This is a genomic window from Ruegeria sp. AL12, from assembly GCF_056540885.1.
The window spans coordinates 29,827-55,022 of the sequence record NZ_JBQFXN010000010.1 but is presented as its reverse complement, the minus strand read 5'-3'; the positions used below and the strand labels follow the sequence as shown (position 1 = coordinate 55,022).

The 25,196-nt window shown below is 58.7% G+C and carries 35 protein-coding genes and 1 pseudogene; 20 read left to right on the top strand and 16 right to left on the bottom strand.

The genetic code is table 11. The features are described 5' to 3' along the window. Nucleotides 1-34 precede the first annotated feature (34 nt). Genes ACR0C6_RS18595 through ACR0C6_RS18585 form a run of 3 tightly spaced genes read right to left on the bottom strand, consistent with a single transcriptional unit; the run spans nt 35 to nt 1,401 of the window. Nucleotides 35-259 (bottom strand): F0F1 ATP synthase subunit C, encoded by a 225-nt coding sequence (locus tag ACR0C6_RS18595; protein ID WP_005981269.1) that lies wholly within the window; start codon nt 257-259, stop codon nt 35-37. 48 nt (nt 260-307) lie between these two features. Next, nucleotides 308-1,066 carry a F0F1 ATP synthase subunit A gene (locus ACR0C6_RS18590; protein ID WP_152457047.1) on the bottom strand — a complete coding sequence of 253 codons (759 nt, stop codon included), beginning with the start codon at nt 1,064-1,066 and terminating at the stop codon, nt 308-310. A gap of 2 nt (nt 1,067-1,068) precedes the next feature. Then, the gene (locus ACR0C6_RS18585) at nt 1,069-1,401 is read right to left on the bottom strand and encodes an AtpZ/AtpI family protein (protein ID WP_152457046.1); all 333 of its coding nucleotides are present in this window, start codon (nt 1,399-1,401) and stop codon (nt 1,069-1,071) included. A gap of 231 nt (nt 1,402-1,632) precedes the next feature. Between ACR0C6_RS18585 and ACR0C6_RS18580 the strand changes: the two genes are divergently transcribed. Continuing rightward, nucleotides 1,633-1,968 (top strand): ArsR/SmtB family transcription factor, encoded by a 336-nt coding sequence (locus ACR0C6_RS18580; RefSeq protein ID WP_152457045.1) that lies wholly within the window; start codon nt 1,633-1,635, stop codon nt 1,966-1,968. Here ACR0C6_RS18580 and ACR0C6_RS18575 read toward each other — a convergent pair. The 3 genes from ACR0C6_RS18575 to ACR0C6_RS18565 all read right to left on the bottom strand — a co-directional run bounded on the left by ACR0C6_RS18575 (nt 1,965) and on the right by ACR0C6_RS18565 (nt 4,294). Beyond that, nucleotides 1,965-2,378: a universal stress protein gene (locus ACR0C6_RS18575; protein WP_171232703.1), complete on the bottom strand. Its 414-nt coding sequence runs from the start codon at nt 2,376-2,378 to the stop codon at nt 1,965-1,967. The genes ACR0C6_RS18580 and ACR0C6_RS18575 overlap by 4 nt on opposite strands. Before the next feature lie 126 nt (nt 2,379-2,504). Then, entirely contained in the window at nt 2,505-3,419 is a 915-nt protein-coding gene (locus tag ACR0C6_RS18570) for a DMT family transporter (protein ID WP_480620626.1), read from the bottom strand. Further along, complete coding sequence (locus ACR0C6_RS18565) at nt 3,416-4,294, bottom strand: LysR family transcriptional regulator (protein ID WP_152457042.1); 879 nt, start codon at nt 4,292-4,294, stop codon at nt 3,416-3,418. The genes ACR0C6_RS18570 and ACR0C6_RS18565 overlap by 4 nt, the downstream gene beginning before the upstream one ends. A 120-nt stretch (nt 4,295-4,414) precedes the next feature. Between ACR0C6_RS18565 and ACR0C6_RS18560 the strand changes: the two genes are divergently transcribed. Both ACR0C6_RS18560 and ACR0C6_RS18555 read left to right on the top strand, forming a co-directional pair. After that, nucleotides 4,415-4,996 carry an FMN-dependent NADH-azoreductase gene (locus tag ACR0C6_RS18560; RefSeq protein WP_171229153.1) on the top strand — a complete coding sequence of 194 codons (582 nt, stop codon included), beginning with the start codon at nt 4,415-4,417 and terminating at the stop codon, nt 4,994-4,996. A 70-nt stretch (nt 4,997-5,066) separates the two neighbouring features. Beyond that, nucleotides 5,067-5,804 (top strand): aspartate/glutamate racemase family protein, encoded by a 738-nt coding sequence (locus ACR0C6_RS18555; protein WP_480620624.1) that lies wholly within the window; start codon nt 5,067-5,069, stop codon nt 5,802-5,804. Here the strand turns inward: ACR0C6_RS18555 and ACR0C6_RS18550 are convergent, their stop codons facing one another. Further along, on the bottom strand, nt 5,805-6,335 hold the full coding sequence (locus ACR0C6_RS18550; protein WP_171229155.1) for a prolyl-tRNA synthetase associated domain-containing protein: 531 nt from the start codon (nt 6,333-6,335) through the stop codon (nt 5,805-5,807). A gap of 279 nt (nt 6,336-6,614) precedes the next feature. Between ACR0C6_RS18550 and ACR0C6_RS18545 the strand changes: the two genes are divergently transcribed. Next, nucleotides 6,615-7,139 carry a hypothetical protein gene (locus tag ACR0C6_RS18545; protein WP_171229156.1) on the top strand — a complete coding sequence of 175 codons (525 nt, stop codon included), beginning with the start codon at nt 6,615-6,617 and terminating at the stop codon, nt 7,137-7,139. On the opposite strand, the gene ACR0C6_RS18540 is transcribed toward ACR0C6_RS18545, so the two are convergent. Continuing rightward, nucleotides 7,136-8,023, bottom strand: a complete 888-nt coding sequence (locus ACR0C6_RS18540) for a sulfotransferase domain-containing protein (RefSeq protein ID WP_480620622.1) — start codon at nt 8,021-8,023, stop codon at nt 7,136-7,138. The genes ACR0C6_RS18545 and ACR0C6_RS18540 overlap by 4 nt on opposite strands. A 251-nt stretch (nt 8,024-8,274) precedes the next feature. Here ACR0C6_RS18540 and ffh point away from each other — a divergent pair, with 251 nt between their 5' ends. From ffh to ACR0C6_RS18480, 12 genes are all read left to right on the top strand, one after another. After that, nucleotides 8,275-9,771 carry a signal recognition particle protein gene (ffh, locus tag ACR0C6_RS18535; RefSeq protein WP_480620620.1) on the top strand — a complete coding sequence of 499 codons (1,497 nt, stop codon included), beginning with the start codon at nt 8,275-8,277 and terminating at the stop codon, nt 9,769-9,771. Then, on the top strand, nt 9,768-10,325 hold the full coding sequence (locus tag ACR0C6_RS18530) for a GNAT family N-acetyltransferase (RefSeq protein ID WP_480447445.1): 558 nt from the start codon (nt 9,768-9,770) through the stop codon (nt 10,323-10,325). The genes ffh and ACR0C6_RS18530 overlap by 4 nt, the downstream gene beginning before the upstream one ends. After that, entirely contained in the window at nt 10,322-10,873 is a 552-nt protein-coding gene (locus tag ACR0C6_RS18525) for a GNAT family N-acetyltransferase (protein ID WP_171120321.1), read from the top strand. Before ACR0C6_RS18530 ends, ACR0C6_RS18525 begins: the two co-directional genes overlap by 4 nt. Further along, on the top strand, nt 10,870-11,409 hold the full coding sequence (locus ACR0C6_RS18520) for a GNAT family N-acetyltransferase (protein ID WP_480447444.1): 540 nt from the start codon (nt 10,870-10,872) through the stop codon (nt 11,407-11,409). The genes ACR0C6_RS18525 and ACR0C6_RS18520 overlap by 4 nt, the downstream gene beginning before the upstream one ends. Continuing rightward, complete coding sequence (locus ACR0C6_RS18515; RefSeq protein ID WP_152457032.1) at nt 11,406-11,702, top strand: chorismate mutase; 297 nt, start codon at nt 11,406-11,408, stop codon at nt 11,700-11,702. The genes ACR0C6_RS18520 and ACR0C6_RS18515 overlap by 4 nt, the downstream gene beginning before the upstream one ends. 40 nt (nt 11,703-11,742) lie before the next feature. Continuing rightward, nucleotides 11,743-12,132 carry a 30S ribosomal protein S16 gene (gene rpsP, locus ACR0C6_RS18510; protein WP_010437590.1) on the top strand — a complete coding sequence of 130 codons (390 nt, stop codon included), beginning with the start codon at nt 11,743-11,745 and terminating at the stop codon, nt 12,130-12,132. A 12-nt stretch (nt 12,133-12,144) separates the two neighbouring features. Continuing rightward, nucleotides 12,145-12,780, top strand: a complete 636-nt coding sequence (bluB, locus tag ACR0C6_RS18505) for a 5,6-dimethylbenzimidazole synthase (RefSeq protein WP_480620617.1) — start codon at nt 12,145-12,147, stop codon at nt 12,778-12,780. A gap of 6 nt (nt 12,781-12,786) precedes the next feature. Next, nucleotides 12,787-12,936 carry a hypothetical protein gene (locus ACR0C6_RS18500; RefSeq protein ID WP_480447442.1) on the top strand — a complete coding sequence of 50 codons (150 nt, stop codon included), beginning with the start codon at nt 12,787-12,789 and terminating at the stop codon, nt 12,934-12,936. Continuing rightward, a complete protein-coding gene (rimM, locus tag ACR0C6_RS18495) occupies nt 12,929-13,432 on the top strand; it encodes a ribosome maturation factor RimM (RefSeq protein ID WP_152457030.1) in 504 nt (167 codons plus the stop codon). Before ACR0C6_RS18500 ends, rimM begins: the two co-directional genes overlap by 8 nt. Then, nucleotides 13,432-14,247: a hypothetical protein gene (locus tag ACR0C6_RS18490; protein ID WP_171642307.1), complete on the top strand. Its 816-nt coding sequence runs from the start codon at nt 13,432-13,434 to the stop codon at nt 14,245-14,247. The genes rimM and ACR0C6_RS18490 overlap by 1 nt, the downstream gene beginning before the upstream one ends. Beyond that, nucleotides 14,244-15,047: a tRNA (guanosine(37)-N1)-methyltransferase TrmD gene (gene trmD, locus ACR0C6_RS18485; RefSeq protein WP_480620615.1), complete on the top strand. Its 804-nt coding sequence runs from the start codon at nt 14,244-14,246 to the stop codon at nt 15,045-15,047. The genes ACR0C6_RS18490 and trmD overlap by 4 nt, the downstream gene beginning before the upstream one ends. Nucleotides 15,048-15,186: 139 nt before the next feature. Then, nucleotides 15,187-15,612: a hypothetical protein gene (locus ACR0C6_RS18480; protein WP_117869920.1), complete on the top strand. Its 426-nt coding sequence runs from the start codon at nt 15,187-15,189 to the stop codon at nt 15,610-15,612. Here the strand turns inward: ACR0C6_RS18480 and ACR0C6_RS18475 are convergent. Next, nucleotides 15,609-16,409 carry a glycoside hydrolase family 25 protein gene (locus ACR0C6_RS18475; protein ID WP_171229166.1) on the bottom strand — a complete coding sequence of 267 codons (801 nt, stop codon included), beginning with the start codon at nt 16,407-16,409 and terminating at the stop codon, nt 15,609-15,611. The genes ACR0C6_RS18480 and ACR0C6_RS18475 overlap by 4 nt on opposite strands. A 370-nt stretch (nt 16,410-16,779) precedes the next feature. Here ACR0C6_RS18475 and rplS point away from each other — a divergent pair, with 370 nt between their 5' ends. The 3 genes from rplS (at nt 16,780) to ACR0C6_RS18460 (ending at nt 17,789) form a co-directional block, all read left to right on the top strand. After that, nucleotides 16,780-17,163, top strand: a complete 384-nt coding sequence (gene rplS, locus ACR0C6_RS18470) for a 50S ribosomal protein L19 (protein ID WP_152457026.1) — start codon at nt 16,780-16,782, stop codon at nt 17,161-17,163. A gap of 11 nt (nt 17,164-17,174) precedes the next feature. Then, complete coding sequence (gene rpmE, locus ACR0C6_RS18465; protein ID WP_050605278.1) at nt 17,175-17,396, top strand: 50S ribosomal protein L31; 222 nt, start codon at nt 17,175-17,177, stop codon at nt 17,394-17,396. Between the two features lie 165 nt (nt 17,397-17,561). Further along, nucleotides 17,562-17,789, top strand: a complete 228-nt coding sequence (locus ACR0C6_RS18460; protein ID WP_152457025.1) for a hypothetical protein — start codon at nt 17,562-17,564, stop codon at nt 17,787-17,789. On the opposite strand, the gene ACR0C6_RS18455 is transcribed toward ACR0C6_RS18460, so the two are convergent. Both ACR0C6_RS18455 and ACR0C6_RS18450 read right to left on the bottom strand, forming a co-directional pair. Then, complete coding sequence (locus ACR0C6_RS18455) at nt 17,786-19,393, bottom strand: MFS transporter (protein WP_480620612.1); 1,608 nt, start codon at nt 19,391-19,393, stop codon at nt 17,786-17,788. The two genes, ACR0C6_RS18460 and ACR0C6_RS18455, sit on opposite strands and share 4 nt — an antisense overlap. A 77-nt stretch (nt 19,394-19,470) precedes the next feature. Further along, nucleotides 19,471-20,358 (bottom strand): AEC family transporter, encoded by an 888-nt coding sequence (locus tag ACR0C6_RS18450; RefSeq protein WP_480620610.1) that lies wholly within the window; start codon nt 20,356-20,358, stop codon nt 19,471-19,473. Nucleotides 20,359-20,575: 217 nt separating this feature from the next. On the opposite strand from ACR0C6_RS18450, the gene ACR0C6_RS18445 reads away from it, so the two are divergent. Next, a complete protein-coding gene (locus ACR0C6_RS18445) occupies nt 20,576-21,385 on the top strand; it encodes a division plane positioning ATPase MipZ (protein ID WP_152457022.1) in 810 nt (269 codons plus the stop codon). 33 nt (nt 21,386-21,418) lie between these two features. On the opposite strand, the pseudogene ACR0C6_RS18440 reads toward ACR0C6_RS18445, so the two are convergent. The 5 genes and pseudogenes from ACR0C6_RS18440 to ACR0C6_RS18420 form a co-directional block, all read right to left on the bottom strand. Beyond that, nucleotides 21,419-21,655 (bottom strand): annotated as a pseudogene (locus ACR0C6_RS18440) (XdhC family protein); the annotation flags it as partial. 117 nt (nt 21,656-21,772) lie between these two features. Beyond that, complete coding sequence (locus ACR0C6_RS18435; RefSeq protein ID WP_480447436.1) at nt 21,773-22,225, bottom strand: SRPBCC family protein; 453 nt, start codon at nt 22,223-22,225, stop codon at nt 21,773-21,775. A 103-nt stretch (nt 22,226-22,328) separates the two neighbouring features. After that, nucleotides 22,329-23,114, bottom strand: a complete 786-nt coding sequence (locus ACR0C6_RS18430; protein ID WP_480447435.1) for an XdhC family protein — start codon at nt 23,112-23,114, stop codon at nt 22,329-22,331. Next, on the bottom strand, nt 23,111-24,298 hold the full coding sequence (locus ACR0C6_RS18425) for a vWA domain-containing protein (protein ID WP_171229171.1): 1,188 nt from the start codon (nt 24,296-24,298) through the stop codon (nt 23,111-23,113). Before ACR0C6_RS18425 ends, ACR0C6_RS18430 begins: the two co-directional genes overlap by 4 nt. Then, on the bottom strand, nt 24,295-25,170 hold the full coding sequence (locus ACR0C6_RS18420) for an AAA family ATPase (RefSeq protein WP_480620608.1): 876 nt from the start codon (nt 25,168-25,170) through the stop codon (nt 24,295-24,297). The genes ACR0C6_RS18425 and ACR0C6_RS18420 overlap by 4 nt, the downstream gene beginning before the upstream one ends. Nucleotides 25,171-25,196: the final 26 nt, after the last annotated feature.

Sequence of the window (25,196 nt, the reverse complement as noted above, 5' to 3'; positions counted from 1 at the left end):
GACCCACCTGCGCGTAAGGATCAGGTTCCGCAGATTATACGGCGAACATCAGCAGCAGCGAGACCAGGAATGCAAAGATCCCCAGGGCTTCTGCGAACGCGATACCGATGAAGAGGGTTGCGGTCTGCGAAGCAGCCGCCGAAGGGTTGCGAAGGGCGCCGGCCAGGAAGTTGCCTGCTACGTTGCCCACCCCGATTGCGGCTGCGCCGGAACCGATTGCTGCCAGGCCTGCGCCGATGTGTGCGAGATCGCCTTCCATGATGTATCTCCTTACGAATTGGAAGTTTCGATGTTGGGGTATCGGACCTTAGTGCGAAGGATGCAGCGCATCTTTCAGATAAACACAGGTCAGAATGGTGAATACGTAGGCCTGAATGAAGGCCACCAGGACCTCAAGACCATACATAGCGGTGATCGCCAGAACCGACACGGGCGAGATCACGGCAATCGCGGCGAAGCCCGCGAAAACCTTGATAACCGCGTGGCCAGCCATGACGTTGCCGGCAAGACGAATGGAGTGGCTGACCGGGCGCACGAAGTACGAGATCAGCTCGATGATCGCCAGGATCGGGCGCAGCGCCAGAGGCGCGCTGGAGACCCAGAACAGACCCAGGAATGCGGCGCCGTTTTTCACGAAACCCAGCACGGTCACGGTCAGGAACACGGCCAGCGCCAGCGGGATGGTCACGGCAAAATGCGACGTGGTGGTGAACGAGGTCGGGATCAGCCCCAGGAAGTTCGCGCAGACGATGAACATGAACAGGGTCATGACATAGGGGAAGTATTTCACGCCTTCCTTGCCGCAGATGTCTTCCAGCATCTTGTAGATGAAGCCATAGGCCAGCTCGGCCACCGACTGCATACGGGTCGGAACGATGGCGCGTTTCGAGGTGGGCAGTACCAGCAGAGCGATTATGGCCAGCACTGCAAAGAACAACCACAGGGTCACGTTGGTGACCGTGAACATGCCTACTGCACCGTCGCCGAACAGCGGCTTGACAATGAACTGATCCATCGGGTGGAATACCAGGCTGCTGCCTTCTGCTGCGGTGGTCTCGGTTGCCACGTTCAGTCCCTCTCGTCCTTCTCGGCAGCCGTTGCCGCCGTTTGTTTCTCTTGAACCTCTTTCGCGCTGCGGAGCATAACCTTCACGCCCGCGACAAGGCCCAGCAATGTAAACAGCACCAGAAAGATCGGGATCGTCCCGAGCAGGCTGTCCAGCCCGTATCCGATGCCAAATCCGATCCCCAGACCGGATACCATTTCGATGACCATCCGCCAGGCAAGCTCACCACCGGACACGTCAGCATCCGCACGAGGCTTTGGCGCTTTGGCCTTTTTCGCCGCTTCGATCTTGGCCTCAAGCTGCGCCATACGCTGCTTTTGGTCATCATCGGTCACGGGCGTTTCCCTCGTACAATCTTGGGCATGGTGCTAAGGCGCGAAGCGCGCAGAGTCAACGACCTTGAATGCCCTCATTGACGCAGCCTAAAGCATTGAAAATTTGATGATTTTCAGAAGTCACAGGGCGTGTCATTAGTTTCGAGGGCCACCGTTGTGCCGCCAAAGCCCAGAATCCGCATATTCAACCAAATGGTTGACCAATCCCGGCGGCTATGGTTGAGCGGACTCATGTCCAACGATCTCGACACCGTCTTTGCAGCCCTCGCCGACCCCACCCGCCGCGCCATTCTGGCGATGCTGCTGGAGGATGACATGGCGGTGACGGATGTGGCCGAACCGTTCGAGATGTCGTTGGCGGCGATCTCCAAACACCTGGTCATACTGACCAAGGCCGGTCTGATCAGTCAGGAAAAACGCGGGCGGGTAAAATGGTGCAAGCTGGAACCCGACGCCTTGCGCGCCGCTTCGGTCTGGATGCAGGGATTCGGACAATTCGAGCCCGTCAATCTGGACGCGTTCGAACGGTTTCTGGAAACTGAACTGCCAAAGTCGGGCGAGGCCTAGCGCACCACAAAGACTGACATGCTGGCGTGTTTCGCCAGATAACCGGCGTGGCTGGAAAAAATATAGTCGGTGATCCGGGGCGCGTGGGTGCCGACAATGACCAGATCTGCGCCGATCTCCTCGGCCGCGCGGGTCAGATCGCTGTCCACCTCAGCGGCAACGTCGACCGAGTGGATTTTGCGCATCGAAACGTCTGATCCACTTTCTGCGGCCAACTGTTCGGTGAACCCCGCCAATTCCTTGTCGATCTCGGCCTCGGTTTCCGAGGATTCACCCATATGGGCCCCGGTGACGCTGACCAGAGTGATTTTGGCGCCCTGCCACTTTGCAACCTGCCCGGCAACATCGGCTGCTTTGCGAACTTCGGGCGGTAGATGCCGGTCAACCGGCAACATGATATGTTTGAACATGATCTCCTCCATTTGCCTGCCAAAGAGGTTATGGAAGGGCCCACAGGGGTGCCTTGATCTGGCTCAACAAATTCCACCACTGGAATGCATCTAGGGTCTGCTGGGTTTTTCAAGCGAAGACGTGGCTTATTCCATGGCGCGGCGCACTTGCACCGAGGGCGGGACTTCCTCTTTCAACAACATCAGCAGGGCGATGATTGTCAGCGCCACACCACCCAGGATCAAACCGGTTGGCACGCCTTTGCCCAGCGCAATCTCCCACAGAATGACCCAGCTGGGAACCAGGTAGGTATAGGCCATGACCTTGGCCGACGGCAGCCGCAAGGAAGAAAACTGCACCAGCACGAAGCTGGCTGCCGTTGCAAAGAACGAAATGTAGAACAGGCCGATCCAGACAATAGCGGGAAGCCCGGCCCAATCGGTTGCCATCAGGTCCGACCAGCCGAACGCGACCAACAACAGACACCCGGCGACCAGCGTTCCGAAGGTGAATACCACGGCGGGCTCTCCTCGGTTCAGCTTGCGGATCATGGGCGTATAGATCGCATGGGCGACGCAGCCCCAGAAATAGATGATTTCGCCGCCACCGATTTCAAAGGCGCGGAACATTTGCCAATCGGCCCGGAAAATCACCCAAAGCGCCCCCACGGCGCCAATGGTCAAGGCCAGCGCCATGCGCGGAGTCGTGATTTGGCGCAACAAGACCCACCCCGCCATGGCAGAGACAACTGGTGTCAGGGTGAACACCGCTGCCGCACTGACAGGTGGGGCGGTTTGCAACCCATAGAACATCAGGACGAAATAGGTGGCGAACAAAGCCCCAAGCACCAGATAGCGCCAAGGGGCCTGCGCGGCGCTGCGCGGCAGGCCGGTTGTCGCCAGTGCGGCCAAACCAATCACGGCAGCAGCAATCGCAAAGCGAACCGCATTCAGGGCGGCTGGCGCGATTTCGTTGGCGATCATGGACCCCAGCGAAAAGCTGCCTGCCACAAGGGCTGAAAAGACAAGCATGGCCAGATGGCCACGCATCTGCGGGCTCATGGCTGCCAGCCTTTGGCTTCTTCTTTCAGAAAGCTCAGAAAGGCCTGTACCTTGGTGGTGCGGTGCAAGTCCACGTGGGTCACCAGCCACAGATTGCCGAACCATTCCGGCAGCGGATCAATCACCTCGACCAGATTGTCGTGGCGGGCAGCCTCCCAACGGGCCATGAAGCCGATGCCGGCACCGGCCAGAACCGCCTCGCGCATGCAGAAGTTGTTGGTACAGCGGAAGGTGATGCGGTCGGCGGGTACCGTCGCGCGCAGCCAGCGTGTGAACGGCGCGCGGCTGGTTTCGTCATCGGAACTGACGAAGTGATGGCGTGCAAAATCTTCGATTCCGGATGGCTTGCCGAACCGTTCGATGTACGAGGCGCTGGCATAAAGACCAACTTCCTCTTGTCGGAAAGGCTGGACGACATTGTCGGGTTGATCGGGGGCCGATCCGGCGCGGATCGCCACATGCGCCTCACCGTATTCCAGCCGGAACAGCCGATCGCCCGTCAGGTATCGCACGATCAGGTCCGGATGCATCTTTTGAAACGCGGTGAGCGTCGGCACCACCAACGGGGCAAGAGACCCCAGGGAAGTCACGACCAATTCACCCGAGACATCGTCTCCGCGTCCCTTCATCCGGCCCACAAGCTGGTTGAACTGATCTTCGGTCGCCTGGGCCACGCGCAACAGATCGTCGCCTGCTTCGGTCGGCGTATACCCGCGGGCATGGCGCTGGAACAGTTTGACACCCAATCGCGCCTCGATCGCATCTATGTGGCGGATCACGGTGGCGTGGTGAACGCCCAAAACCTCTGCCGCGCCGCTGACCGTCCCCATGCGTGCCACCTGATAGGCGGTTCTCACTTCATCCCAATTATCCATGGCAATGTCGTCACTGTGCAATTTCCAACAATAACTGTTGATGTATCCGAGTTTTGTTCATCAACGCAATAATCATATTGGGCGCAGACCAAGATTCATCTGACCGAAAGGACCAAAACAATGACCAAAACGATCCTTCACATCGACTCATCCGCCCGCCGCGTGAACTCGACCACGCGCGATCTGTCTGACCGTGTGGTCAAGCAACTGGGCGCAGACCGTATCATCCGCCGCGATCTGGCCACCCCCCTGCCCCTGCTGACAGAAGACTGGATCGCCGCCAATTTCACCCCCGCCGACCAGCGCGACGATCTACAGCGCGACCGGCTGGCCCTGTCGGACGAACTGGTCTCCGAACTGCAAGAGGCCGACACCATCGTCATCGGCCTGCCGATCTACAACTTTTCGGTGCCTGCCGCATTCAAGGCCTGGGTCGACCTCGTGGCGCGCGCGGGCCTGACCTTTTCCTACACGGAAAACGGCCCCAAAGGCCTGCTGGAAGGGAAACGTGCCATTCTGGCCATCGCATCGGGCGGTGTTCCTGTCGGATCCGAAGCTGATTTCGCCACCAATTACGCGCGCCACGTTCTGGGTTTCATCGGCATTCATGACGTTGACGTCATCGCCGCGGATCAGATGGCCGTGAACCCGGATGCGGCGCTGGAAAGTGCCCACAAGGCGGTCGCGGAGCTTGCTGCCTGATCGCCTCTGGCCAACGAGCGTGGAAACGTCCAGTCTGCATGCGAGCAAACAGGCAGACTGGATGGGCCACATGAAGAAAATCGGCATTCTGGGCGGTGTGGGCTGGGCCTCGACCGTCGATTATTACCGGGCGATTGCCGAAGGGGCCGGGCGTTATCACGCGGAACGCGGCCATGGTTCGCCTTTGCCGATCCCACCAATGACCATCGAATCCGTTACGCAGGCCAGAACGCGCGCCCTGCGCGGTGTCGCCGGTGATGAGGCAAGCTGGGCGGATTTTGACGCGGTGTTCCGCGACGCCCTGCTGACTCTCGAACGCGCCGGGTGCGATTTTGGCATTATCGCGTCCAACACCCCCCATGCGCGGCTTCACGCGATACGGCAGGGTGTCTCGATGCCGATCCTCAGCATCTTTGACGCAACCGCCGAGGCGACGGCAGGTACCGGCGCATCACGGGCTCTGGTCCTGGGAACAACCGTGACGATGCAGGCCACCAACTATGCGAACCGACTGGCCGCCGAAGGCATTACCGCGAATGAACGGTTGCCCGAACCCGAGATTTCCCAGATGCAGGCCATGATCGACAGTGATTTCTATGGTGGTGCGTCTGACGCGGCCCGCGCCCGTCTGCTGGCGTTTTGCGACAAGCACGCCTGCCCCGGAACCGCCATCCTGCTGGCCTGTACCGAGCTTCCACTGGCTTTCCCCAACCACCTGGACGATCCGGTGTTCGAAGCTGACGGGCATCTGTTCGTCAACCCGTCAGCCGCGCATGTTGCCGCCGCATTGAAAGAAGCGCTGACGTAATCAGGGCAACCACGTGACCGCGCAGCCGGTGCGATCGAAAAAGGCCATCATGTCGGCCCGCGTCAGGGCTACGGTGCGGTCGTTGACAAGGGGGTGCATGTAAATCACCTCGGCCTGCTGTGCCGCCGCATCCATGAAGAACCTGACATCATTCTGAACACCGTTGATCATCGCCAGCGGGCTGACCGCGCCGGGGCGTATGCCGAGATTCTGAAACAGCCGGTCCGCCGAGCCGAAGGACAGGTTGCCTATGCCCAACTCGGCCCCCAAAGCCTTGAGATCAATCTCGCGACTTTGTTCCAAGGTCACCAGATAATTGCGCTTTTTCTTGTCGCGCAGATACAGGTTCTTGACCCTCAGCGCGTTCTCTCCGGGTGTCATGAACTGGTCTTCGACCGCCTTTGCATCCTCGACCGTACGCAATGGCACATGGGTATGAAGGCGATAAGTCAGCCCCCAATCTTCCATCTGCGCAAGCAATGCGTCCGAACTCAGCGGCAAAGTGTCCTGATAGGTGGATGAAGCGTCCATGAAGCCCTCGCTTTTTTGGGATTGCTCATCGCGCAACAAAACTTGGAATTCAAGCGCGAGACATACAATTGCGCGGGTGATACCCGCCCGAATGAAGATCGCGCGCATCACAGGCGCAGTCTGTGTCTGGCATGCCGAACCTGGCCTTGACCCCGCCAACCACACTGCCCGAGATCAAGGACGGCGCTGCCCTGGCCCTGCGCGTTTCAGCCTGATTTCACGCAAGACGGTGATGAAACAAACTGGAACAGGGTGTTGGAACGGTGCTAGCGTACCGCCATGAAAGTGACCCGAAACACCCCGAACCAACTGATCATCGCCAATACGCCCTGGTTCATCGGTATCACGCTGGTCATTTTCATTCTGGCCTTTGTCGGCCCCGGTATTTTTCTGATGAGCACGGGCGGCGAAGGCATCTGGTTCGGCCTGATCTTCGCCCTCGGCGGAGGCGGTCTTGGGTTTGGTGCGTTTTGCGCTTTCGTAAGACGGGTTCAGATCATTCTGGATCGGCACAAAGACAGTATCCTGATCCGCCGCCAATCGGTTTTTGGGTATGAAGCGGTCGAACACAAACTGTCCAACCTGTCCCACGCAGAAATCGAAAGCACGACATCCCGTGGCAAAAACGGCACCTCGACGCTGTATCGCCCGGTCCTTGTTCTTGAGAAAGGCATGAGCGCGGGTCGCCATCCCATTGTCGAAGCGTTTTCCAGCGGCTCCGGCTCTCACCGGTTGGCCGAGGCGGTGAATGACTGGCTTCCATCTAAGACCGGCCAAAACCGTCGTGAAGTCGGGACGAATTAAGAGGCCAGGCCGCGTTCCAGCCACAAGCGTTCTTCGGCTGAGACCAGCCGGGACATGCAGGCGTCATATCGCGCCATGTCCTGCTCGGTCAGCTTGCCTTCCCACTTGTTGCTTGTGCCCGAAGAGAAGAACTGCGCAAAGTCGTGAAACCCACTGGTGAATCCGGGGGTTTGCTCCAGACGTATGGCATTGTTTTTCATCGATCCGAAACTGCCGGCCTCGGCGATGTCCTTGACCAGGTCCGGGTCAATTTCGATGTCCATGATCCGTGCAAGCCGCGCGACCTGTCCCGGAAGATCCCGGCTGAGCTCGGCATAGTGCAGAAAATGGATGTTGGGCAGGTCGCGATACATCCAAAAGGAATGGAAGTGATGAATGATCGATCTGAGGGTCAGGTCATCTGTGCCCTTGGACGACGCGGGCCGGTTCAAAAACATGTCGAAAGCCTCCGACCGATCGTCGGGGAACAGGTAATCAAGCCAGTTATGCTTCATATTCTCGACATGGCGGCGCATTGAAAAATGAACGTCAACCGGATGACGGTGAACAACCAGATATTGCGCATTTGGCGAGAATGCGATTCCATCAAGCGGGGTATGTGTTTTGATACAGCGCCGATGGCTTTGCGCGCTCAGTTCATCCGCCTGCGCGACCCGATCGCGAAAACTGCAATCAAGCCACGGTGAGACCCTGTTGTCGTACACGCCGGGGTCGGCCGTTTCGGTGATGAGCATGCGCACCAGTGTTTGCGTCCAAGTGGTGCCGCATTTGGGTGGTGTGCACACAAAGACGTCGCTGGGCCGTATCTCGAATCCGGACCAGATATCGGTGTTGGTGACTTCGCCGACATAGTCGGTCGTCTTTCGCGGCGGACCGTTCTTCATTGCCCCCTCCCTCTGCTGCATTCACGCAGAATAACCCGCAATGTGACACCCATACAGCTTATCTTGACTCACGCGGCCCAGAGGCGTAAATGACGCCCCAACATCCGGAAGCGTTTGATCTTCCGGTCCCTCGAGTCGTTCAGGGATCGCCCCCCACCAGCGAGTTTCGCCCGTGGGGGCGTTTGTGCATTGACCCGTCTGCCCTTAATCTATGGGGCGCCAAATCAGAACCGGCTAAGGAGGCCGCAGGCATGTTTGAAAATCTATCCGAACGCCTCTCTGGCGTCTTCGACCGGTTGACCAAACAGGGCGCCCTGTCTGAAGAAGACGTCAAAACCGCCCTGCGCGAGGTCCGCGTTGCCCTTCTTGAGGCCGACGTCTCGCTGCCGGTTGCCCGGGAATTCGTCAAGAAGGTGCAGGAACAGGCGACCGGTCAGGCGGTCACCAAGTCGATCACACCCGGCCAGCAGGTCGTCAAGATCGTGCATGACGCTTTGGTTGACACCCTGCGTGGCGAGGAAGACCCCGGTGCGCTGAAGATCGACAACCCGCCTGCCCCGATCCTGATGGTCGGCTTGCAGGGCTCGGGCAAGACGACGACCACCGGCAAGCTTGCCAAGCGACTGAAAGAGAAAGAGGGCAAGAAGGTCCTGATGGCCTCGCTGGACGTCTACCGTCCGGCGGCGATGGATCAGCTGGCGGTTCTGGGCACGCAGGTTGGTGTGGACACTCTGCCGATCGTGCCGGGCCAGAAGCCTGTCGACATTGCCAAACGCGCCAAGCAACAGGCGACGCTGGGTGGTTACGACGTGTACATGCTCGACACCGCGGGTCGTCTGCATATCGACGAGGTTCTGATGGACGAGGTCGAGCAGGTCCGCAACGCCGTTGACCCGCGCGAGACGCTGCTGGTGGTTGACGGCCTGACCGGTCAGGTCGCCGTCGAGGTGGCCGAGGAGTTCGACGCCAAGGTCGGCATCTCGGGCGTGGTCCTGACCCGGATGGACGGTGACGGGCGCGGCGGTGCGGCCCTGTCGATGCGCGCCGTGACCGGCAAGCCGATCCGCTTTGTCGGTCTGGGCGAGAAGATGGACGCGCTCGAAACTTTCGAGCCGGACCGGATCGCCGGTCGTATTCTGGGCATGGGCGACATCGTTGCCCTGGTCGAAAAGGCCCAGGAAACGATGGAGATGGAACAGACCGAGCGCATGATGAAGCGCATGGTCAAGGGTCAGTTCAACATGAACGACCTGAAGATGCAGCTGGAACAGATGATCCAGATGGGCGGCATGCAGGGCATGATGGGCATGATGCCGGGCATGGGCAAGATGGCCAAGCAGATGGATCAGGCCGGTCTGGACGACAGGATCCTGCGCCAGCAGATCGCCATGATCCAGTCGATGACCAAGCGCGAACGCGCCAACCCGCAGATCCTTCAGGCCAGCCGCAAGAAACGCATCGCGGCGGGGTCCGGGATGGAGGTCAGCGACCTCAACAAGCTGCTCAAGATGCACCGGCAAATGTCGGACATGATGAAGAAGATGGGCAAGATGGGCAAAGGCAAGATGTTGAAACAGGCCATGAAAGGCATGTTCGGCAAAGGCGGCCCCAGCCCCGAGGAGATGGCCGCAGGCATGGATCCCAAGGCGCTGGAACAGGCGGCCAAGGCCATGGGCGGCAAGATGCCCGGTCTGGGCGGCGGCATGGGTCTGCCACCGGGCATGAGCGGGTTCGGAAAGAAAAAGTGACCCCCGCACGCTGTACCCAGCCCCCGTCCGGAAAGGCGGCGATGGCGGCAGCGCAATATCGCGCAGCCCTGCCGGTCATTCAGACCCGGCGGCTTGTACTGCGCGTGCCCACACTGGAGGACCTGCCGGTGTGGACGTCGATCTGCAAGGACAGCTTTGGCGACACCCCGCAAGCCGCGTGGACCGAGTTTTCCTATTATACCGCGGGCTGGCTTCTGCATGGTCACGGCCTGTTCACGGTCACGCACAAGGGTGATGATCGGGCAATTGGCTTCGTCGTTCTGGGCTTGGAATGGGACGATCACGAACCGGAACTTGGCTATATGTTCGGCGCTGAACACCGGATGCAGGGCTATGCCACCGAAGCTTGCGCCGCCGTGCGTGATTTCGGATTTGACCTGCTGGGATCGGGGCAGTTCGTAAGCTATGTTTCGCAATCCAACACCCGTTCGAACGCGCTTGCCCAACGACTGGGCGCAGCGCGTGATGCCGATGCAGAAAGCGCCTTTGGGCCAACCCAGCATGTCTGGCGCTACCGCGAGGTGCAGGCATGACATTCGCGATGCCGATCCCGACGCTGGAAACCGAACGCCTGATCCTGCGCGCACCGTCCGAGGCCGATGTCGATGCGGACACTGCCTTCTTTGCAAGCGATGCGGCCAAGTTCGTCGGCGGCCCTCTGCGCAGGGATGAGGTTTGGCGGGTTGTCGCCTCGCTGCTGGGGCACTGGGCCTTGCGCGGCTATGGGTATTGGAGCGTCGATGAAAAAGACACCGGCACCTATGTCGGGCGGATCGGGCTTTGGTTTCCCGAAGGCTGGCCGGAACCCGAAGTTGGCTGGACCCTGTTGAACCACGCCACCGGCAAGGGCTATGCGACCGAGGCCGCGCTGACTGCACGTGCCTACGCCTATGATGTATTGGGCTGGGAAACCGCGATCTCACTGATCGATCTGGACAATCACGCCAGCAAGGCCGTGGCCAAGCGTCTGGGCGCGCAGTTCGAGTATCACTATGACCACCCCAAGTTCGGAAAATCCGAAATCTGGCGGCACCCGGCGCCCTCGGATCTGGTGAATGGCGGAATGGAGGCATACGCATGACCTCTTTCACCATTCCCACCATTGAAACCGAACACCTGATCCTGCGCGCGCCGCATCTGGACGATCTGCCCGCAATGACCGCATTCTTCGCGACCCAGCGCAGCCATATGGTTGGTGGTCCCAAGGACGCGCTTGGAAGCTGGAGCTCTCTTTCGAACAGATTGGGTCATTGGGCGCTGCGCGGTTATGGTCTGTGGCATCTGACTGAAAAGGCCAGCGGCGCATTCGTGGGATGGGCAGGTATGATCTACGTACCCGGCTGGGCGGAGCCCGAGCTGGGCTGGACGCTGATGGCAGAGGCCGAAGGCAAAGGTCTGGGCTTTGAGGCCGCAGCGGCTGCACGCGACTATGCCGCCCGGCATCAGGGCCTTAACGGTGTGATTTCCTACATCGCCCATGCCAATGACCGCTCGCGCGCTTTGGCCGAACGCCTCGGCGCAACGCTGGAGATTGAGAGAGCCGAGCTTTTGGGCAAGCACGCTCAGATCTGGCGCCATCCGCAGATTGACTTGACCACCGAAAGGACCGGCCAATGACCAACCCCGTGACACAGGCTGCCACGCTGTTGAAAGAGCATCGCGAAAGCATCGACAGGCTGGACGCGATCCTCGTCTATACGCTTGGCGAGCGGTTCAAGCACACGCAGGCCGTTGGCAAGCTCAAGGCCGAACACGACCTTCCCCCGTCCGATCCCTCGCGCGAAGCTGCGCAGATCGCACGGTTAGAAGACCTGGCGAATGAGGCCGACCTGGACCCCGATTTCGCCAAGGCTTTCCTGAATTTCATCATTCAGGAAGTCATCCGACACCACAAGAAACACCAGAATTGACTGGGAAATCCCAGTAACGCCATTCAAAGGAGATACCACCATGGCAATGAAAATTCGTCTCGCCCGCGGCGGCTCGAAAAAACGTCCTTTCTATCGCATCGTTGCGGCTGACAGCCGTATGCCGCGCGATGGCCGTTTCATCGAGAAACTGGGTACCTACAACCCGCTGCTGCCGAAAGACAGCGAAGAGCGCGTGAAAATGAACATGGAGCGCATCCAGTACTGGCTGGATCAGGGCGCACAGCCCACCGACCGTATCGCACGTATGCTGGAAGCGGCCGGTGCCCGTGACAAAGCCGAGCGCAACAACCCCAACAAGGGAACTCCGGGCAAGAAAGCCCAAGAGCGCGCCGAAGAGAAAGCCGCCAAGGCCGCTGAAGCAGCCGAAGCCGCTGCTGCTCCGGCAGAAGAAGCTGCAGCAGAAGAATAAGCAGGCGCACGCGTGCGGGATCACCCCTTTACAGACGATTTTCGCACGCAGTTCGACCTGTTGTTGCGGCTCCGGCGGGATGTGCGCCGGTTTTGCACCGACGCGATTGACGAGGCAGTGCTGACGCGCTGCCTCGACGCATTTCGACTGGCCCCTTCAGTGGGGCTCAGCGAACCCTGGCGCGTGATCCGCGTCGAAAGCGAAGCGGCAAGGGCCGCAGCGCTGAAGAATTTTCGCACCGCCAATGACCACGCTTTGGCGGGCTACTCGGGGGACAAGGCGCAGCTATACAGCAGGCTGAAGCTTTCCGGGATGCAGGAAGCGCCCGTGCAACTGGCCGTCTTCTGCGACGACAGCACCGAAAAAGGGCTGGGACTTGGCGCCGGCACGATGCCCGAGATGCGGCGCTACTCTGTCGTGTCCGCGATCACTTTGTTCTGGCTTGCACTTCGGGTCGAAGGGCTGGGGCTGGGCTGGGTTTCCATTCTGGATCCCGACCAGATGAAGCGCGATCTGAATGTTCCTGAAACCTGGCGCCTGATCGGGTATTTCTGTGTCGGTCGGCCGGAACAGATGTCGGATACACCTGAACTGGAACAGGTCGGCTGGGAAACCCGGGCGCAGGGCCTGACGATCGAAACACGGTAAGGCCACATGATCGGATTGATACGACTTCCCATTCTGCTGTTGATCGCCTTTATTGTGGGCGTGTTCTTCGAGCGCAACAACCAGCGCGAAGCCTGCAACGGGCTTGGCGAATGGAGAAACGGGATATGTTTGACGACTGGGGCAGCCAATGAGTGATCTGATCTGCGTCGGCAGCATCGCGGGGGCTTACGGTGTGCGAGGCGAGGTGAGGCTGAAGAGCTTTTGCGCCGTTCCCGAAGATATCGAGACCTATTCGCCGCTGACCGATGAAGCGGGCAAAGAGCGTTATCCTGTGGTATTGACGCGCACCATCAAGAACGGATTCGCGGCCCGCCTTGGTGGCGTTGAAACCAAGGAACAGGCGGATGCCCTGAATGGGTTGCGCCTTTATGCAAGGCGCGATCAGCTGCCGTCGCTGCCCGATGATGAATTCTACCACAACGATCTGATCGGGCTAGATGTCTATGACACCGGAGGCACCCTGCTGGGCAAGGTCAAATCGGTGCAGAACCACGGGGCAGCGGACTTGTTGGAATTGCACGGGCCGGGGTTGAAAACCACGGTTTTGCTGCCTTTCACGATGCAAGTTGTACCCACGGTGGATCTGGAACAAGGCCGTATCGTGGCCGATCCGCCCGAAGGCCTGATATAATGCGTCGGGTCCTGCTGCATCTGGGCCTGCACAAGACAGGCATGACCGCAGCACAGTCCTTCCTCCATGAAAACCGGAAACTGATCTGGCCACGCTTCGCGTTGGTTCTGCCCTACAAGACGCGCAACAGCGGCTTGAGCGAGAGCGCCACGCGTCACTCGCTTTACCGGCTGGATTCCACATTGGCGGGTTTTGGAAGCCACCTGCACGCGTTTCTGGACGATCTGGATTTCGGCGCACGCCGGGGGTTGATCCTGAGCGAAGAGAATTTCGCAGGCTTGCGCCCCAGCAGAAACAAGCGTGAAGGTTACGGTGCCGCACCGGAACTGGCGGAAACTCTCGTCAGCGTCGTGCGGCGTCGGTTCCTGGGTCATGAAACCGACATCACGATCTACATATCCTTGCGCGCCCGCGATCAATGGCTGCGGAGCCTGTGGGCACACGACTTGCAGAAATCACGCATGGTGCAGAACTTGCACGCCTTTTCCTCCGACCTTGCCCATTTGCCATCGCTTCAGGAAACCGCTGATGCCGTCCGGAATCGGTTGCCATCCGTCACGGTCAGAACAGAGTGGATGGAGGCGTTGCAGAACCACCGCCTTGGTGCAGGTGCGCCCTTGGCCGAATTTCTGAACCTGCCACCCGAGCTTTCGTCACAACTTGTCGGGCCTGCACATGGCACGCCAACATTTTCAGACGATGTGCTACAGGAAATCCTGGCGCTGAACCGATCCTCGCTGGACGACGCCGCCATGATCACCCAGAAGAAAGCACTGATTCAATCCGCACAGAACGAACTGGCCCGCCAGACATGACAGAGAAACCCAGCAGATCCCATGGCCGCAAGGCGATCCGTCCTTCCCTGAAACCACGCGATCTGATGACTCCGAGCCCTGATCTGCACGGGGTCTGGAAAGCCAAGATCATCACTTTGTTCCCGTCCGCCTTCCCCGGTGTTCTTGGCGAAAGCCTGACAGGTAAGGCCTTGCAGGAAGGGCTTTGGCAACTGGAAACAGTGGATCTGCGACAGTTCGGTATAGGCAAACATCGCAACGTTGATGACACCCCGGCCGGGGGTGGCGCGGGCATGGTTCTGCGTGCCGATGTTCTGGGTGACGCGATCGAACATGCGATGGCAGGCATTCAAGGGAACTGGCCGCTGATCTACCTCAGCCCGCGCGGACGTCGCATGGACCAGCGCATGATGCAGAATCTTGCCCGTTGTGACGGCATGACCCTTCTGTGCGGTCGTTTTGAAGGCGTGGACGAGCGCGTTTTGGAACATTATGGCGTGCAAGAGGTGTCGTTGGGTGATTTCGTCATGACCGGCGGCGAAATCGCGGCACAAGCCCTGATCGATGCCACGGTACGGCTGATTCCCGGAGTGCTTGGAAATCAGGCTTCGACCGAAGAAGAAAGTTTTGCCTCGGGTTTGCTGGAGCACCCCCAGTATACCCGCCCCGCAGATTGGAAAGGGCGCCCGATCCCCGAGATTCTGATGTCGGGCCATCATGGCCGGATCGCGGAATGGCGGCAAAAAATGGCACAAGACATCACGCGCTTACGGCGTCCTGATATCTGGGCAGAATACGTCAAAGCCAGATCAGAATCCTAGGGCTAGACCCGCTCGTTGTGGCCGGGATGCCTCAGTTTCGATGTTTGTCAGAATGCCATTTGAAGTTGAACGCACCTGAACTTATTCACTTCCATGCCCCATTAGTTTTTGGGTAATAAGAAGTGAAATAAAAGGCATTATGAAAAAGTTATTGCTTGGCACGTTACTGGTTGCCTCCGCCTGTACCACCAAACCGCTTGGGATGTCGGTTCCGACGCAAGCCGGTCACAATCTGCACTCTGCGAAGGTTGCCGTTGACTCCTGCTCTCAGGAAGCTGACGAGGGCGGCAACAGCGCCGTAATCGGCGGTTATGCAACAAATATCCTGCTTTGGGGCATCATCATCGGGCCTGCGGTCACCGCGCCATTTCAGGACGAACTGCGCCAACAGGGCGAAATCGATCAGGTTGATCGCTGCCTGCGCGCACGCGGTTTCGAGCGGCGCGAACTGACCGCGGGTGAATCGTTCTGGGTGCGCAACGCCTTTGGTGATGAACGCGAACGGCGGCTGGACCACTTGGTCGGGGGCGGCACTATCGAAACCTACGGAACGTCACAAAACTAGCGGCGCGCTTTCCAGCTGGCCCAAGTTTCTGGGGTGCCGTTGAACGTGTTGATGTCCACCCTGCCCTGAACCCCCGGCACCAGCCCGGTGCCGGTGTATTGCCAAAACCGCCAGACTGTGCGGGGATAGACCTGACGCGGATGGCCTGCGACGGATCGCAACCAGAACTCGGTTTTGGGCAAACGCCCGATATCAGTATCCGCAAAGAAATCCACTGTCGTATAGACGATGGGACGCCGGCCATAATGCCGTTCGAGAATGTCCAGAAAGCGCTGCGCTTCGGCGCGGACGGTTCTGCCATCGGGCCGCAACGTGCAGGTCTTGGAATGCGGCGTCCACTCCATGTCAAGAACATGCGGCAGATCTGCCCCTTTCGGGACGTTCTGAATGAACCAACGTGCCTGTTCCCGGGCCGATCGGCAGAAATAATAGTAATGATAAGCCCCCCACGGCACGCCCGCTGCCTGAGCACCGCGCCTGTGGTCGTCGAATAATGGATCCGCCACATCGCCGCCTTCGGTTGCTTTCAGAAACGCAAAGCTTACGCCCGAAGCTTTGGCTGTGCGCCAGTCTATCGGTCCCTGCCAGCGCGAGACGTCAAGCCCGTGGATCGGATACAATCCGGGGTGACGGCCTTCCCACTCATGCGGATCGGCGTCCCCAAAATCAGGATAGATTACGGACGGCGCTGTCCTGTCCACACCCGGCGTGGGTTCCACGACCTGCGGTTTCGGGCCGCCGCGCCCGCACGACATAAGCAAAGCGGCTGCAATCGTCAGCATAAGTGCAATTCGCATCATGGGGTCCTGTCTGAAAATTCTGCTCTTTCAATTTCCTTCAGAATGCCTGATCTGACCGCTGTGGCAACGGTGGGATTTTCGAAAGGCGGATTCCCACTGCTTCGCCATACGATTTGTTCTTGATCCCGGCACTCAATACCCTTAAACGACCGCAATCCGGTGCCGCATTCTGCGACTCCGGTGTTGTGGTTTGATTATCGGCTTCAAGCCCGGCTTTCTTCGGCGGGGATATGTCAGATCAAACCAGACCAAAGGAACATTCGATCTGACCTCTGGCGGGCTGCATGCAGGACCCGGTGAAGACCAAGAGCTCTCAGGCCGTGCCCAAACTTCGTGGGCCAACCACGAGCATATAGGAGTACCTGCGATGGATCTTATCGCACAGCTTGAGGCGGAACAGATTGCCGCCCTGGGGAAAGACATCCCCGACTTCAAGGCCGGTGACACCATTCGTGTCGGCTATAAGGTGACCGAAGGGTCGCGCACCCGTGTGCAGAACTACGAAGGCGTCTGCATCGCGCGCAACAACGGCAATGGCATTGCCGGTTCGTTCACCGTTCGCAAGATTTCGTTCGGCGAAGGCGTGGAGCGTGTGTTCCCGCTGTATTCGACCAACATCGACAGCATCACCGTTGTCCGCCGTGGCCGCGTTCGTCGCGCCAAACTGTACTATCTGCGCACCCGCCGCGGTAAATCCGCGCGTATCGCAGAGGTTACGAACTACAAGCCCAAGGCTGGCGCCGAAGCGTAAGGAACGGAAAGATGAAAAAAGACATCCATCCCGATTATCACGTCATCGACGTCAAAATGACCGATGGCACGGTTGTTCAGATGAAATCCACCTGGGGCGCCGAAGGCGACCAGCTGGCTCTGGAAATCGACCCCTCCGTGCACCCTGCATGGACTGGTGGTTCGTCGCGCCTGATGGACGCCGGCGGCCGCGTGTCGAAGTTCAAAAAGAAATACGAAGGTCTGGGCTTCTAAGTCTGACTTGTTTCGATTTCGAAAGGCCGTCCCATGGGGGCGGCCTTTTTTCTGGAAGCTTCCATGTGTCTTATGGACGCGAAACCGGACAAGGTGCGTTTTTGCAAAGACCCAGTGATGTTACACTCCGTGTGAACAACCCTCAGCTTCCACGGAGACCCGGACATGCCCCAGTACAACGACATGATCGAGCTTTCAGTCGATGATATGGATCTGATTGAAACGGCGTTGCGCGACTCGATCGCTTCGTTGTCACATGCCGCTTCGGATGAACCAGAGGACAGCAGGACCGACCGGGAAGACACGTTGCGGCGTATTCACGAACTTCTGGGCAAGCTACACGATCAGAAGGTCTTTTTTCGCCCTCAGAAAGGGGTCTACCTCGGCGGTTAGGAACTTGGTTGTCGCGGATTGCGGGTCAATTCCGCCGCACTGTGTACAGGGGGAACCGGCCCGCGCAGCAACATCAGCGCCAGCGTCATTCCGGCAAGCGCCGCAATCGCGGCAACCAACATGGCATTGTCAAAGGCGTTGTCCTGCACATCCCGCAGGGCCTTCGCCAATGTGTCTCCCGCAGACGGATCCATCCCCGAGATCAATTGCTGTATCTGGTTCGGCGTTCCATGTGCCAGCGCATGGGCCAGATCCGCGCGCTGGGTTGACCCGGCAGGCAGCGCGTCGATCACCTCGGACAGACCTCGGCGTCTGGTGATCGCTTCGGCCAGACCGCCCACCACGGCACCAAGGGTTGCTCCGAAATAGAGACAGGCGTTGATGACCCCCGAACCCTGCCCCACATGCTGCTCGGGCAGTAGGCGCAGGCCCAAGCGTGGCAACAGCGAAAAGCAGATGCCCAACCCGACACCGACGATCAGCAGCTTCCACCAGATTTCGGAAAACTGCGTTGTGTTCGTTGTTGTCATCAGCAGCAGGAACCCGCAGGCCATCGCCCCAAGGCCAATGGCGATCGGCCATTGAAAACTGTAGGGGGCAAGAAAGCGGGGTGCGGTGACCGAGATCACAAACATGCTGAGGCTGAGCGGCATGATCGCCAGACCCGCATCGATGGACGAATACCCAAAGGCATCGGGCGATTGGACGAATGTATTGAAATAGACGAAGAAGCAGAACAGCGTGAACCCGGTAAAAAACATCCCCGCCGCAGCCATCAGATAACGCGGATGGCGAAAGTACCGCAGCTCGATCAAAGGGTCGTCGCTGCGGCGGGATACGATGACAAGGGCAATTGTCGACACGGCCGCCACGACCAGGGGCACCAGTGTCAAAGGCGAAGTCCACCCGCCGCTTTCCCCATTGCTGAGTGCAAAGGACAATGGCCCGAGGAAAAACAGAATGGCAACGGCCCCGGCATAGTCGAACTTTGCCCCGGCAAGACGGGTATCGGGAACGTATTTCCGTTTGCTGACATGCAGCCCGATGGCAAAGGCCACAGCCAGCAGCACCAGGTCGGCTGCAAAGACCGCGCGCCAGCTGACATAATGGCCGAAAGCGCCACCGACGATGGGCCCGACACCGATCGCCAGACCGACAATCGCCCCCCAGACGCCGGTAACGCTGGCGCGCTGCTCTTCGGGCGTGGCCGCCGTCAACAGTGACAGGGACGTGCCGAACAAAGCAGCCGCGCCCGCGCCTTGCGCGCCGCGTCCGATAAGCAGCATGGCCCCATCCTGCGCCAACAGGGCAAAGGCAGACCCGATTGCAAAGACGATCATGCCGAAAAAGAACACGCCCATCTTGCCTGTAATGTCACCCAGCCGGCTGACGATGCAGACAAGCGTGGCGCTGGTCACGGAATACGTGGCCATCACCCATTGCAAACCTGACGGGGTCAAATCGAACTCGGCCCTGAGATTGGGCAATATGGTGGTCACAGCAGTGGTGTTGAACCCCACGACCATCATGCAGATGGCCGTCATGGCCAGCACCACACGGGCGCGGGACTGCGGAGATACACTGGCCGAGCTCTCATCACCCATAAAACACCCACTGACCAAGATTGTTGAATACAAACATCGTCAGTTTAACGATTTCTGGCCCTGCGCATAGGGTTGCGTCAGACCCAGTAAGACAGCGCAACGGGCAGCACCAGCACAGTGCTGAGCGTCGAAACAAGAATGAACCCCGCTACATCCGGCCCGTATTCCGGAACATGCTGGTCGATAAACAGATAAGTCGCCACGGATGAAGGCATCAGGCAACACAGGATCAGCGCACCCCGCTCGGTTCCCGTGAAACCAAACAACCAGATCAGAACACTGGCAATTGCAACCGCCATCGCCAGATGCAGGGCCGTCAGCAGAACCGCGCGACCCAGGCTTTTCACACGCAGCGTCGCGAGCGTATGCCCCAAGGTCAGCAGCATGAGCGGGATCGACAATCCACCCAAGATGTCAAAGGACTTTGCGACCGGTTGCGGCAGGCTTTGCCCCGTTGCCATCAGGATCAGGGCGAGGCCCACGGCATAGATAATCGGGGACGTCGCCAGTTTCCTTGGCGAGAATTCTCCGGCCGGGATCCACATGCCGACGGTAAAGATGCTGATCAGCACAACCACCAAGAACGCCATGGTATAGGCCATACCTGCGTCGCCCAGCGCCAGCAAAGTGATTGGCAGGCCGATGTTGCCGACATTGCCGTGCATCAACGGCGTCAGAAATGCCCTCACCGGCAAGCGAAGAACCTTTAGCACGACATACCCCAACACCCCGAAACCGGCCACCGCAAGGGCAGCGGCCGTCATCATGTCAAGAAACGTGCCCACGGCCAGTTTGGTGTTCGACAGATGAGAAATGATCAATGTCGGATAGCCTACTTTTGAAACGATCCCACCAATGACCTTGTTGTCGAAAGGCGCCTGAATCACGGCAAGAACATAGCCAATTCCAGCGCAGATCAGGACGGGCAGAACCACGTTCAAAACGTTCAGGAACAGGTGCTCCAAGCAAAAATCTCCTTGCCGAAACCGTTTGTCGACAGTGAATCAGTGCCATTGCAATGGCAAGCGCTCTGTGTAACCCGTGCGCAGCGTTGGGTTTTCCCGAATAGAGTCTGATATTGCCCGAAAGCGCCGCTTGAGGTTCTTTCCTTCGCCGCCGACACAACATATAGTGGCTGACAACAACGTGTAGTGAAGCACGGCGGGACTTGGGAATACAAGCATGGCACATATCATTGTGGTCGGGAACGAAAAGGGTGGCGCAGGCAAATCGACCGTGTCGATGCATGTGGCGACCGCGCTGGCCCGATTGGGACACAAGGTCAGCACGTTGGATCTGGACCTGCGTCAGCGCAGTCTGGGACGTTACTTCGAGAACCGCAACAATTTCCTCAAAAGCTCGGACCTGACCCTGCCCAGCCCGCGCCATCACGACCTGCCCGAGATCGATGCCGCGACGTTGAAACCGGGCGAGAACATCTATGACCATCGCCTGTCTGCTGCCGTATCCCAGCTGGAAAGCGACAGCGACTTTATTCTGATCGACTGCCCGGGTTCTCACACCCGTCTGAGTCAGGTGGCGCATTCGCTGGCCGACACGCTGATCACCCCGTTGAACGACAGTTTCATTGACTTCGACCTTTTGGCGCGGATCGACTCGAAGGGAGAGAAGATCCTTGGCCCGTCCGTCTATTCCGAAATGGTCTGGAACGCTCGTCAACTGCGGGCACAGGCGGGGCTGAAGCCGATCGACTGGGTCGTTGTCCGCAACCGGGTCGGTACGCAGCGCATGGTCAACAAGGAAAAGATGCAGCGCGCGATCGAAATGCTGTCCCAGCGCATCGGCTTCCGCGTCGCCTCGGGCTTTTCCGAGCGGGTTATCTTCCGCGAACTGTTCCCACGCGGACTGACCCTGTTGGACCTGAAGGACATCGGCGTCAAACAGCTGAACATCTCGAACATCGCCGCCCGGCAGGAACTGCGTGACATGATGAAAGAGCTGAACCTGCCGGGTGTGGAGATTGATTTCTGAGCAGCTGTCCCGGCGGCCGCTATGCGGACTTTTTTAGGCAGTAGGAATGCTTTTTGGTTCTGGACTTGCATTCAGAAACAGCTGCAAAGACGTCCCGCATGGAAGCTTGAGATCAAAGAAAGAAGAGCCTGCAACGTTTCGGATCGTTTTGGCTGTGCCGCCCGTTTCAAGCACCGAGACCACCTTTAGTCGGATGTCCCGGTCGATGCAGCCATTGGACATATAGCCGACCATCCTCCCGCTTGAAGAGACAACGGCGAGCGAACCTACTTCGCGCGCCGTTCAGCCCTTGATACTGATCGATGTGATCAGAACAAACAGCTTACCAACGTTTAGCTGGTCAACTGCATGGCCAAGGACATCAACCCGGTGTTCAGGATGTGTGGATCAAGAAACGGGTTCTTCCGACATGACGTCTGCAAAGGACTTGAAGAATTTGGCGGCGAGTTTCTTTGCTGTACTCTGGATAAGACGGCTCCCAAGTTGCGCCAGCTTGCCGCCGATCACGGCCTTGGCTTCGTAGCGCAGAATGGTCTGAGACCCATTTTCGGTCAGTGTGACGTCGGCTCCGCCTTTTGCATGTCCAGCCGGGCCACCATTGCCTTGGCCATCCAGCGAAAACGTCTCTGGCGCGCCATCGGTTTTGAGCACCACATCTCCGCTGAATTTCGCTTTCACGGGGCCAACTTTGAGTACAACTTTGGCTTCAAGTTCGGTGTCGGATTTCTTGATCAGTTCTTCGCACCCGGGAATACAACGTTTAAGTATCTCGGGGTCGTTCAAAGCTGCGTAAACCACATCCCTAGAGGCATCGATGATAATTTCGTCGGCCAGTTCCATGGCGGTTCCTTTCTTTGTTCAGCAACAGGGGTATTTAATCGTGGCAAGCACCTCAGCCTGCTCTGTAGATGGCTTGAAACCACGAGTTAAGATTTTGAAAAGTTTACGCATTTGGGTTCCTTTCTACGGAATTCCTGCGCACGGTGATCAGTTCCGCCAGGATGGAAAGCGCGATTTCTTCAGGTGTGACAGCACCAATGTCCAAACCAGCTGGGGCTGAAACCATCGCGAGTGTGACCTCGGGCACACCAGCTTCGGAGAGCTTTTTAGACAGGGCCGCGAATTTCTTCTTACTGCCCACAAAGGCGACATAGTTTGCTTCACAAGCAAGCGCGTCGCGCAAGGCGTCAAGATCACCCTGCCCTTGCGTCGCCACGACGATCGCACTCATCTTTCCAAGTGCATTCTCCTCATCCACGGCACGTGAGATTGACCAGTGAAAATGCGGTGCGATTTGTGCCAAAGCCTCTGCGACCGGCGAGTTTCCGAGTATTGTCAACTCTGGCATCGGAAGACAGGGCTCAATAAAAATGTCGATGGTGCCACGAGAGGGACAACCGTTGCGCGCATAGAATACGCCCTCCACCATTGCTCCGGCACTGACGCCGATATCGTTCAAAAAGTCTTCCGGCGCGACCGACACAAGCTTGGGTGCGCCGGTTTCGAGGGCTTCCAAGGTGGCTCGCCTCACAGCGCCACGGGTGCAGCCGCCACCAAGAAACCCGTGCAATATGGTGCCATCCGCACCAATGATTGCCTTTGCGCCGGGTTTTGCCGCGGTGGTTCCGGCAGTGCGCACGATTGTTGCAAAGGCAAAAGGTTGTTCCTTGGCGCGCAGGTATTGGGCTGTCTCTGCCAGGTCAGATGAAAACAACTCAGCGGGGGTCATAGCGATACCAACTCCTTCTCCAGCGCGGCGAGGTCCGCCAGTGTGTTGGCGGCGGAAAAGAGGTCCAAATGAGGCAAGGCTGCCGTCATGCCCGCTGCGACGGGTGCATAGTCGCGCCAGCCTTTGAGCGGGTTCAGCCAAAGAATGCGGCAGCCGCGTTTGCGCAGCTTGGTCAGCGCCGCGTCAATGTGGTCAGGGGAAGAGGTGTCATAGCCATCCGAGAGGATCATCACGACTGAACGCCCATCGACAAAACGGCGCGCGTAGGTAGATGCAAATCGATCTAGGCTTTCCCCGATTTTGGAACCTCCGCCGAACCCATCCGCCATCAAGGACATCCGTCCGATGGTGCGCATCGTGTCCTTATCGCGCAAAGCTTCGGTTATCCGCACGAGGCGTGTGTGAAACAGGTATGCGTCGGCGGTTGGATCACCGCGCATCAGGCCGGCCAAAAAGGCCAGGAATACTTGCGCATAGACGGTCATAGAGCCGGAAACATCGCATAGCGCTACGATTTTACGGCTACGATCAGGGCGTTTGCGCTTGATGAGTCGGATGGGTTCGCCCCCTGTCGCCAGGCTGCGCCGGATTGTTTTGCGGAAATGCAGTCGATCGCCCTTGCGGGCAGCGATGCGGCGGCGGGAGCGGCGGTCGCGCAGCGCTTGTCCGAGGCGGCGGGCAACTTCTTCGGCCTCGGCAATCTCTTCTGCCCGTACCAGATCACGTAGATCGCGCCGGGACAGGTTGCGCATTTCGGTGGCGATCAGCTTACCGTCGCCATCACTTTCGGCATCACCGTCACCTCCGTCTGGCGCTGTCGCATCGCCAGCGCCGCCAACGTCTTCTCCTTTGGCATCTCGTGACGAATGTACGCTGTCGTCGCCCTTGGGGTGGGTCGACATTTTCGGCATGACCTTTGTTCGCACGCGACCGGCATCCATCCAGAAACTGTCAAACAACAAATCAAACCTCTGCGCGTCGTCCTTGCATCCCGTGCAGACGGCCTTGAGTGCGCAACGCGCCTCTTCAGGGTTGGCTGCCTCAACACAGGTCAAGGCCGTCAGAGCTGCTTCGGTTTCCTGCACGCCAAGGCGCAGGCCATTCTCCCGCAAATGGGCCAGGAACCCTGCCATGCGCGCCGTGGCGCCGGGATCGCGGCCAGCAAAGCGGGTCACGCGGGTCATGCGGCCTTCCCCGCGATGCGTTGCGCCACTTCGCGGGTTATATGTGCGCGATCGCTCTGTGTTTTTAGAAGTGTCGTGAGTGTGGCTTGGAGGGCTGCCGGGTTTTCCGTGAGATCAGCAATCCCTAACCCCATGAGCGCGGCGGCAAAATCCAGTGTCTCCGCGATTCCGGGCACCTTCTCAAGCTCTTCCTTGCGCAGCGTCTGGACGAACCCGATCACCTGATCGGCCAGCAGCGCTTCTATCCCAGCACACCGGGCTTTTAGGATCGCGAGTTCCGTTGTCCGGTCGGGATAATCGACATAACTGAAAAGGCAGCGACGCCTCAGCGCGTCCGACAAGTCGCGGGTGCCATTCGAGGTCAGTATAACTGTTGGCACGGTGGTGGCTTTGATGGTGCCAAGCTCCGGAACGGTGATTTGGTAATCAGCGAGGATCTCGAGCAGGAAAGCTTCGAACTCTTCGTCTGCGCGGTCGATTTCATCGATCAATAAAACCGAAGAAACGTCTTGCGTGATCGCCGACAGTAAGGGGCGCTCCAACAAATACTCCCGCGAGAATATCCGATCCTCGACCGCCTTGCCGGCCTCGCCTGCTTCAGAGGACGCACGGATCGCCAGTAGTTGTCGTTGGTAATTCCACTCGTAGATCGCCTGAGAGGCGTCCAGACCTTCATAGCATTGCAGGCGGATCAACTGCGTGTTCTGGGCCGCAGCCAGTACTCGGGCAACTTCGGTTTTTCCTACGCCCGCCGCACCTTCCAGCAGTAGAGGGCGGCGCAAAGACAAAGCCAAATGCAGCGAAACCGCCAAATCGTCTGAGGCGACATAGTTCTGTTCTACAAGTGCAGATTGAAGATCGGTCCAGGTCATCAGAGCCTCAAGTGGTTTATGAAGCG

What these genes read in the sequence shown, in the direction of transcription:
- ACR0C6_RS18490 (WP_171642307.1), top strand. Translation starts at nt 13,432, where the DNA reads ATGCGTCGGGTCCTGCTGCATCTGGGCCTGCACAAGACAGGCATGACC.
- ACR0C6_RS18475 (WP_171229166.1), bottom strand. Translation starts at nt 16,409, where the DNA reads ATGCGAATTGCACTTATGCTGACGATTGCAGCCGCTTTGCTTATGTCG.
- rpmE (WP_050605278.1), top strand. Translation starts at nt 17,175, where the DNA reads ATGAAAAAAGACATCCATCCCGATTATCACGTCATCGACGTCAAAATG.
- rimM (WP_152457030.1), top strand. Translation starts at nt 12,929, where the DNA reads ATGAGTGATCTGATCTGCGTCGGCAGCATCGCGGGGGCTTACGGTGTG.
- ACR0C6_RS18460 (WP_152457025.1), top strand. Translation starts at nt 17,562, where the DNA reads ATGCCCCAGTACAACGACATGATCGAGCTTTCAGTCGATGATATGGAT.
- ACR0C6_RS18515 (WP_152457032.1), top strand. Translation starts at nt 11,406, where the DNA reads ATGACCAACCCCGTGACACAGGCTGCCACGCTGTTGAAAGAGCATCGC.
- ACR0C6_RS18595 (WP_005981269.1), bottom strand. Translation starts at nt 259, where the DNA reads ATGGAAGGCGATCTCGCACACATCGGCGCAGGCCTGGCAGCAATCGGT.
- ACR0C6_RS18430 (WP_480447435.1), bottom strand. Translation starts at nt 23,114, where the DNA reads ATGACCCCCGCTGAGTTGTTTTCATCTGACCTGGCAGAGACAGCCCAA.
- ACR0C6_RS18570 (WP_480620626.1), bottom strand. Translation starts at nt 3,419, where the DNA reads ATGAGCCCGCAGATGCGTGGCCATCTGGCCATGCTTGTCTTTTCAGCC.
- ACR0C6_RS18435 (WP_480447436.1), bottom strand. Translation starts at nt 22,225, where the DNA reads ATGGAACTGGCCGACGAAATTATCATCGATGCCTCTAGGGATGTGGTT.
- ACR0C6_RS18575 (WP_171232703.1), bottom strand. Translation starts at nt 2,378, where the DNA reads ATGTTCAAACATATCATGTTGCCGGTTGACCGGCATCTACCGCCCGAA.
- ACR0C6_RS18565 (WP_152457042.1), bottom strand. Translation starts at nt 4,294, where the DNA reads ATGGATAATTGGGATGAAGTGAGAACCGCCTATCAGGTGGCACGCATG.
- ACR0C6_RS18580 (WP_152457045.1), top strand. Translation starts at nt 1,633, where the DNA reads ATGTCCAACGATCTCGACACCGTCTTTGCAGCCCTCGCCGACCCCACC.
- ACR0C6_RS18455 (WP_480620612.1), bottom strand. Translation starts at nt 19,393, where the DNA reads ATGGGTGATGAGAGCTCGGCCAGTGTATCTCCGCAGTCCCGCGCCCGT.
- trmD (WP_480620615.1), top strand. Translation starts at nt 14,244, where the DNA reads ATGACAGAGAAACCCAGCAGATCCCATGGCCGCAAGGCGATCCGTCCT.
- rpsP (WP_010437590.1), top strand. Translation starts at nt 11,743, where the DNA reads ATGGCAATGAAAATTCGTCTCGCCCGCGGCGGCTCGAAAAAACGTCCT.
- ACR0C6_RS18540 (WP_480620622.1), bottom strand. Translation starts at nt 8,023, where the DNA reads ATGAAGAACGGTCCGCCGCGAAAGACGACCGACTATGTCGGCGAAGTC.
- ACR0C6_RS18425 (WP_171229171.1), bottom strand. Translation starts at nt 24,298, where the DNA reads ATGACCCGCGTGACCCGCTTTGCTGGCCGCGATCCCGGCGCCACGGCG.
- ACR0C6_RS18520 (WP_480447444.1), top strand. Translation starts at nt 10,870, where the DNA reads ATGACCTCTTTCACCATTCCCACCATTGAAACCGAACACCTGATCCTG.
- ffh (WP_480620620.1), top strand. Translation starts at nt 8,275, where the DNA reads ATGTTTGAAAATCTATCCGAACGCCTCTCTGGCGTCTTCGACCGGTTG.
- ACR0C6_RS18550 (WP_171229155.1), bottom strand. Translation starts at nt 6,335, where the DNA reads ATGGACGCTTCATCCACCTATCAGGACACTTTGCCGCTGAGTTCGGAC.
- rplS (WP_152457026.1), top strand. Translation starts at nt 16,780, where the DNA reads ATGGATCTTATCGCACAGCTTGAGGCGGAACAGATTGCCGCCCTGGGG.
- ACR0C6_RS18560 (WP_171229153.1), top strand. Translation starts at nt 4,415, where the DNA reads ATGACCAAAACGATCCTTCACATCGACTCATCCGCCCGCCGCGTGAAC.
- ACR0C6_RS18555 (WP_480620624.1), top strand. Translation starts at nt 5,067, where the DNA reads ATGAAGAAAATCGGCATTCTGGGCGGTGTGGGCTGGGCCTCGACCGTC.
- ACR0C6_RS18480 (WP_117869920.1), top strand. Translation starts at nt 15,187, where the DNA reads ATGAAAAAGTTATTGCTTGGCACGTTACTGGTTGCCTCCGCCTGTACC.
- ACR0C6_RS18420 (WP_480620608.1), bottom strand. Translation starts at nt 25,170, where the DNA reads ATGACCTGGACCGATCTTCAATCTGCACTTGTAGAACAGAACTATGTC.
- ACR0C6_RS18545 (WP_171229156.1), top strand. Translation starts at nt 6,615, where the DNA reads ATGAAAGTGACCCGAAACACCCCGAACCAACTGATCATCGCCAATACG.
- ACR0C6_RS18525 (WP_171120321.1), top strand. Translation starts at nt 10,322, where the DNA reads ATGACATTCGCGATGCCGATCCCGACGCTGGAAACCGAACGCCTGATC.
- ACR0C6_RS18500 (WP_480447442.1), top strand. Translation starts at nt 12,787, where the DNA reads ATGATCGGATTGATACGACTTCCCATTCTGCTGTTGATCGCCTTTATT.
- ACR0C6_RS18445 (WP_152457022.1), top strand. Translation starts at nt 20,576, where the DNA reads ATGGCACATATCATTGTGGTCGGGAACGAAAAGGGTGGCGCAGGCAAA.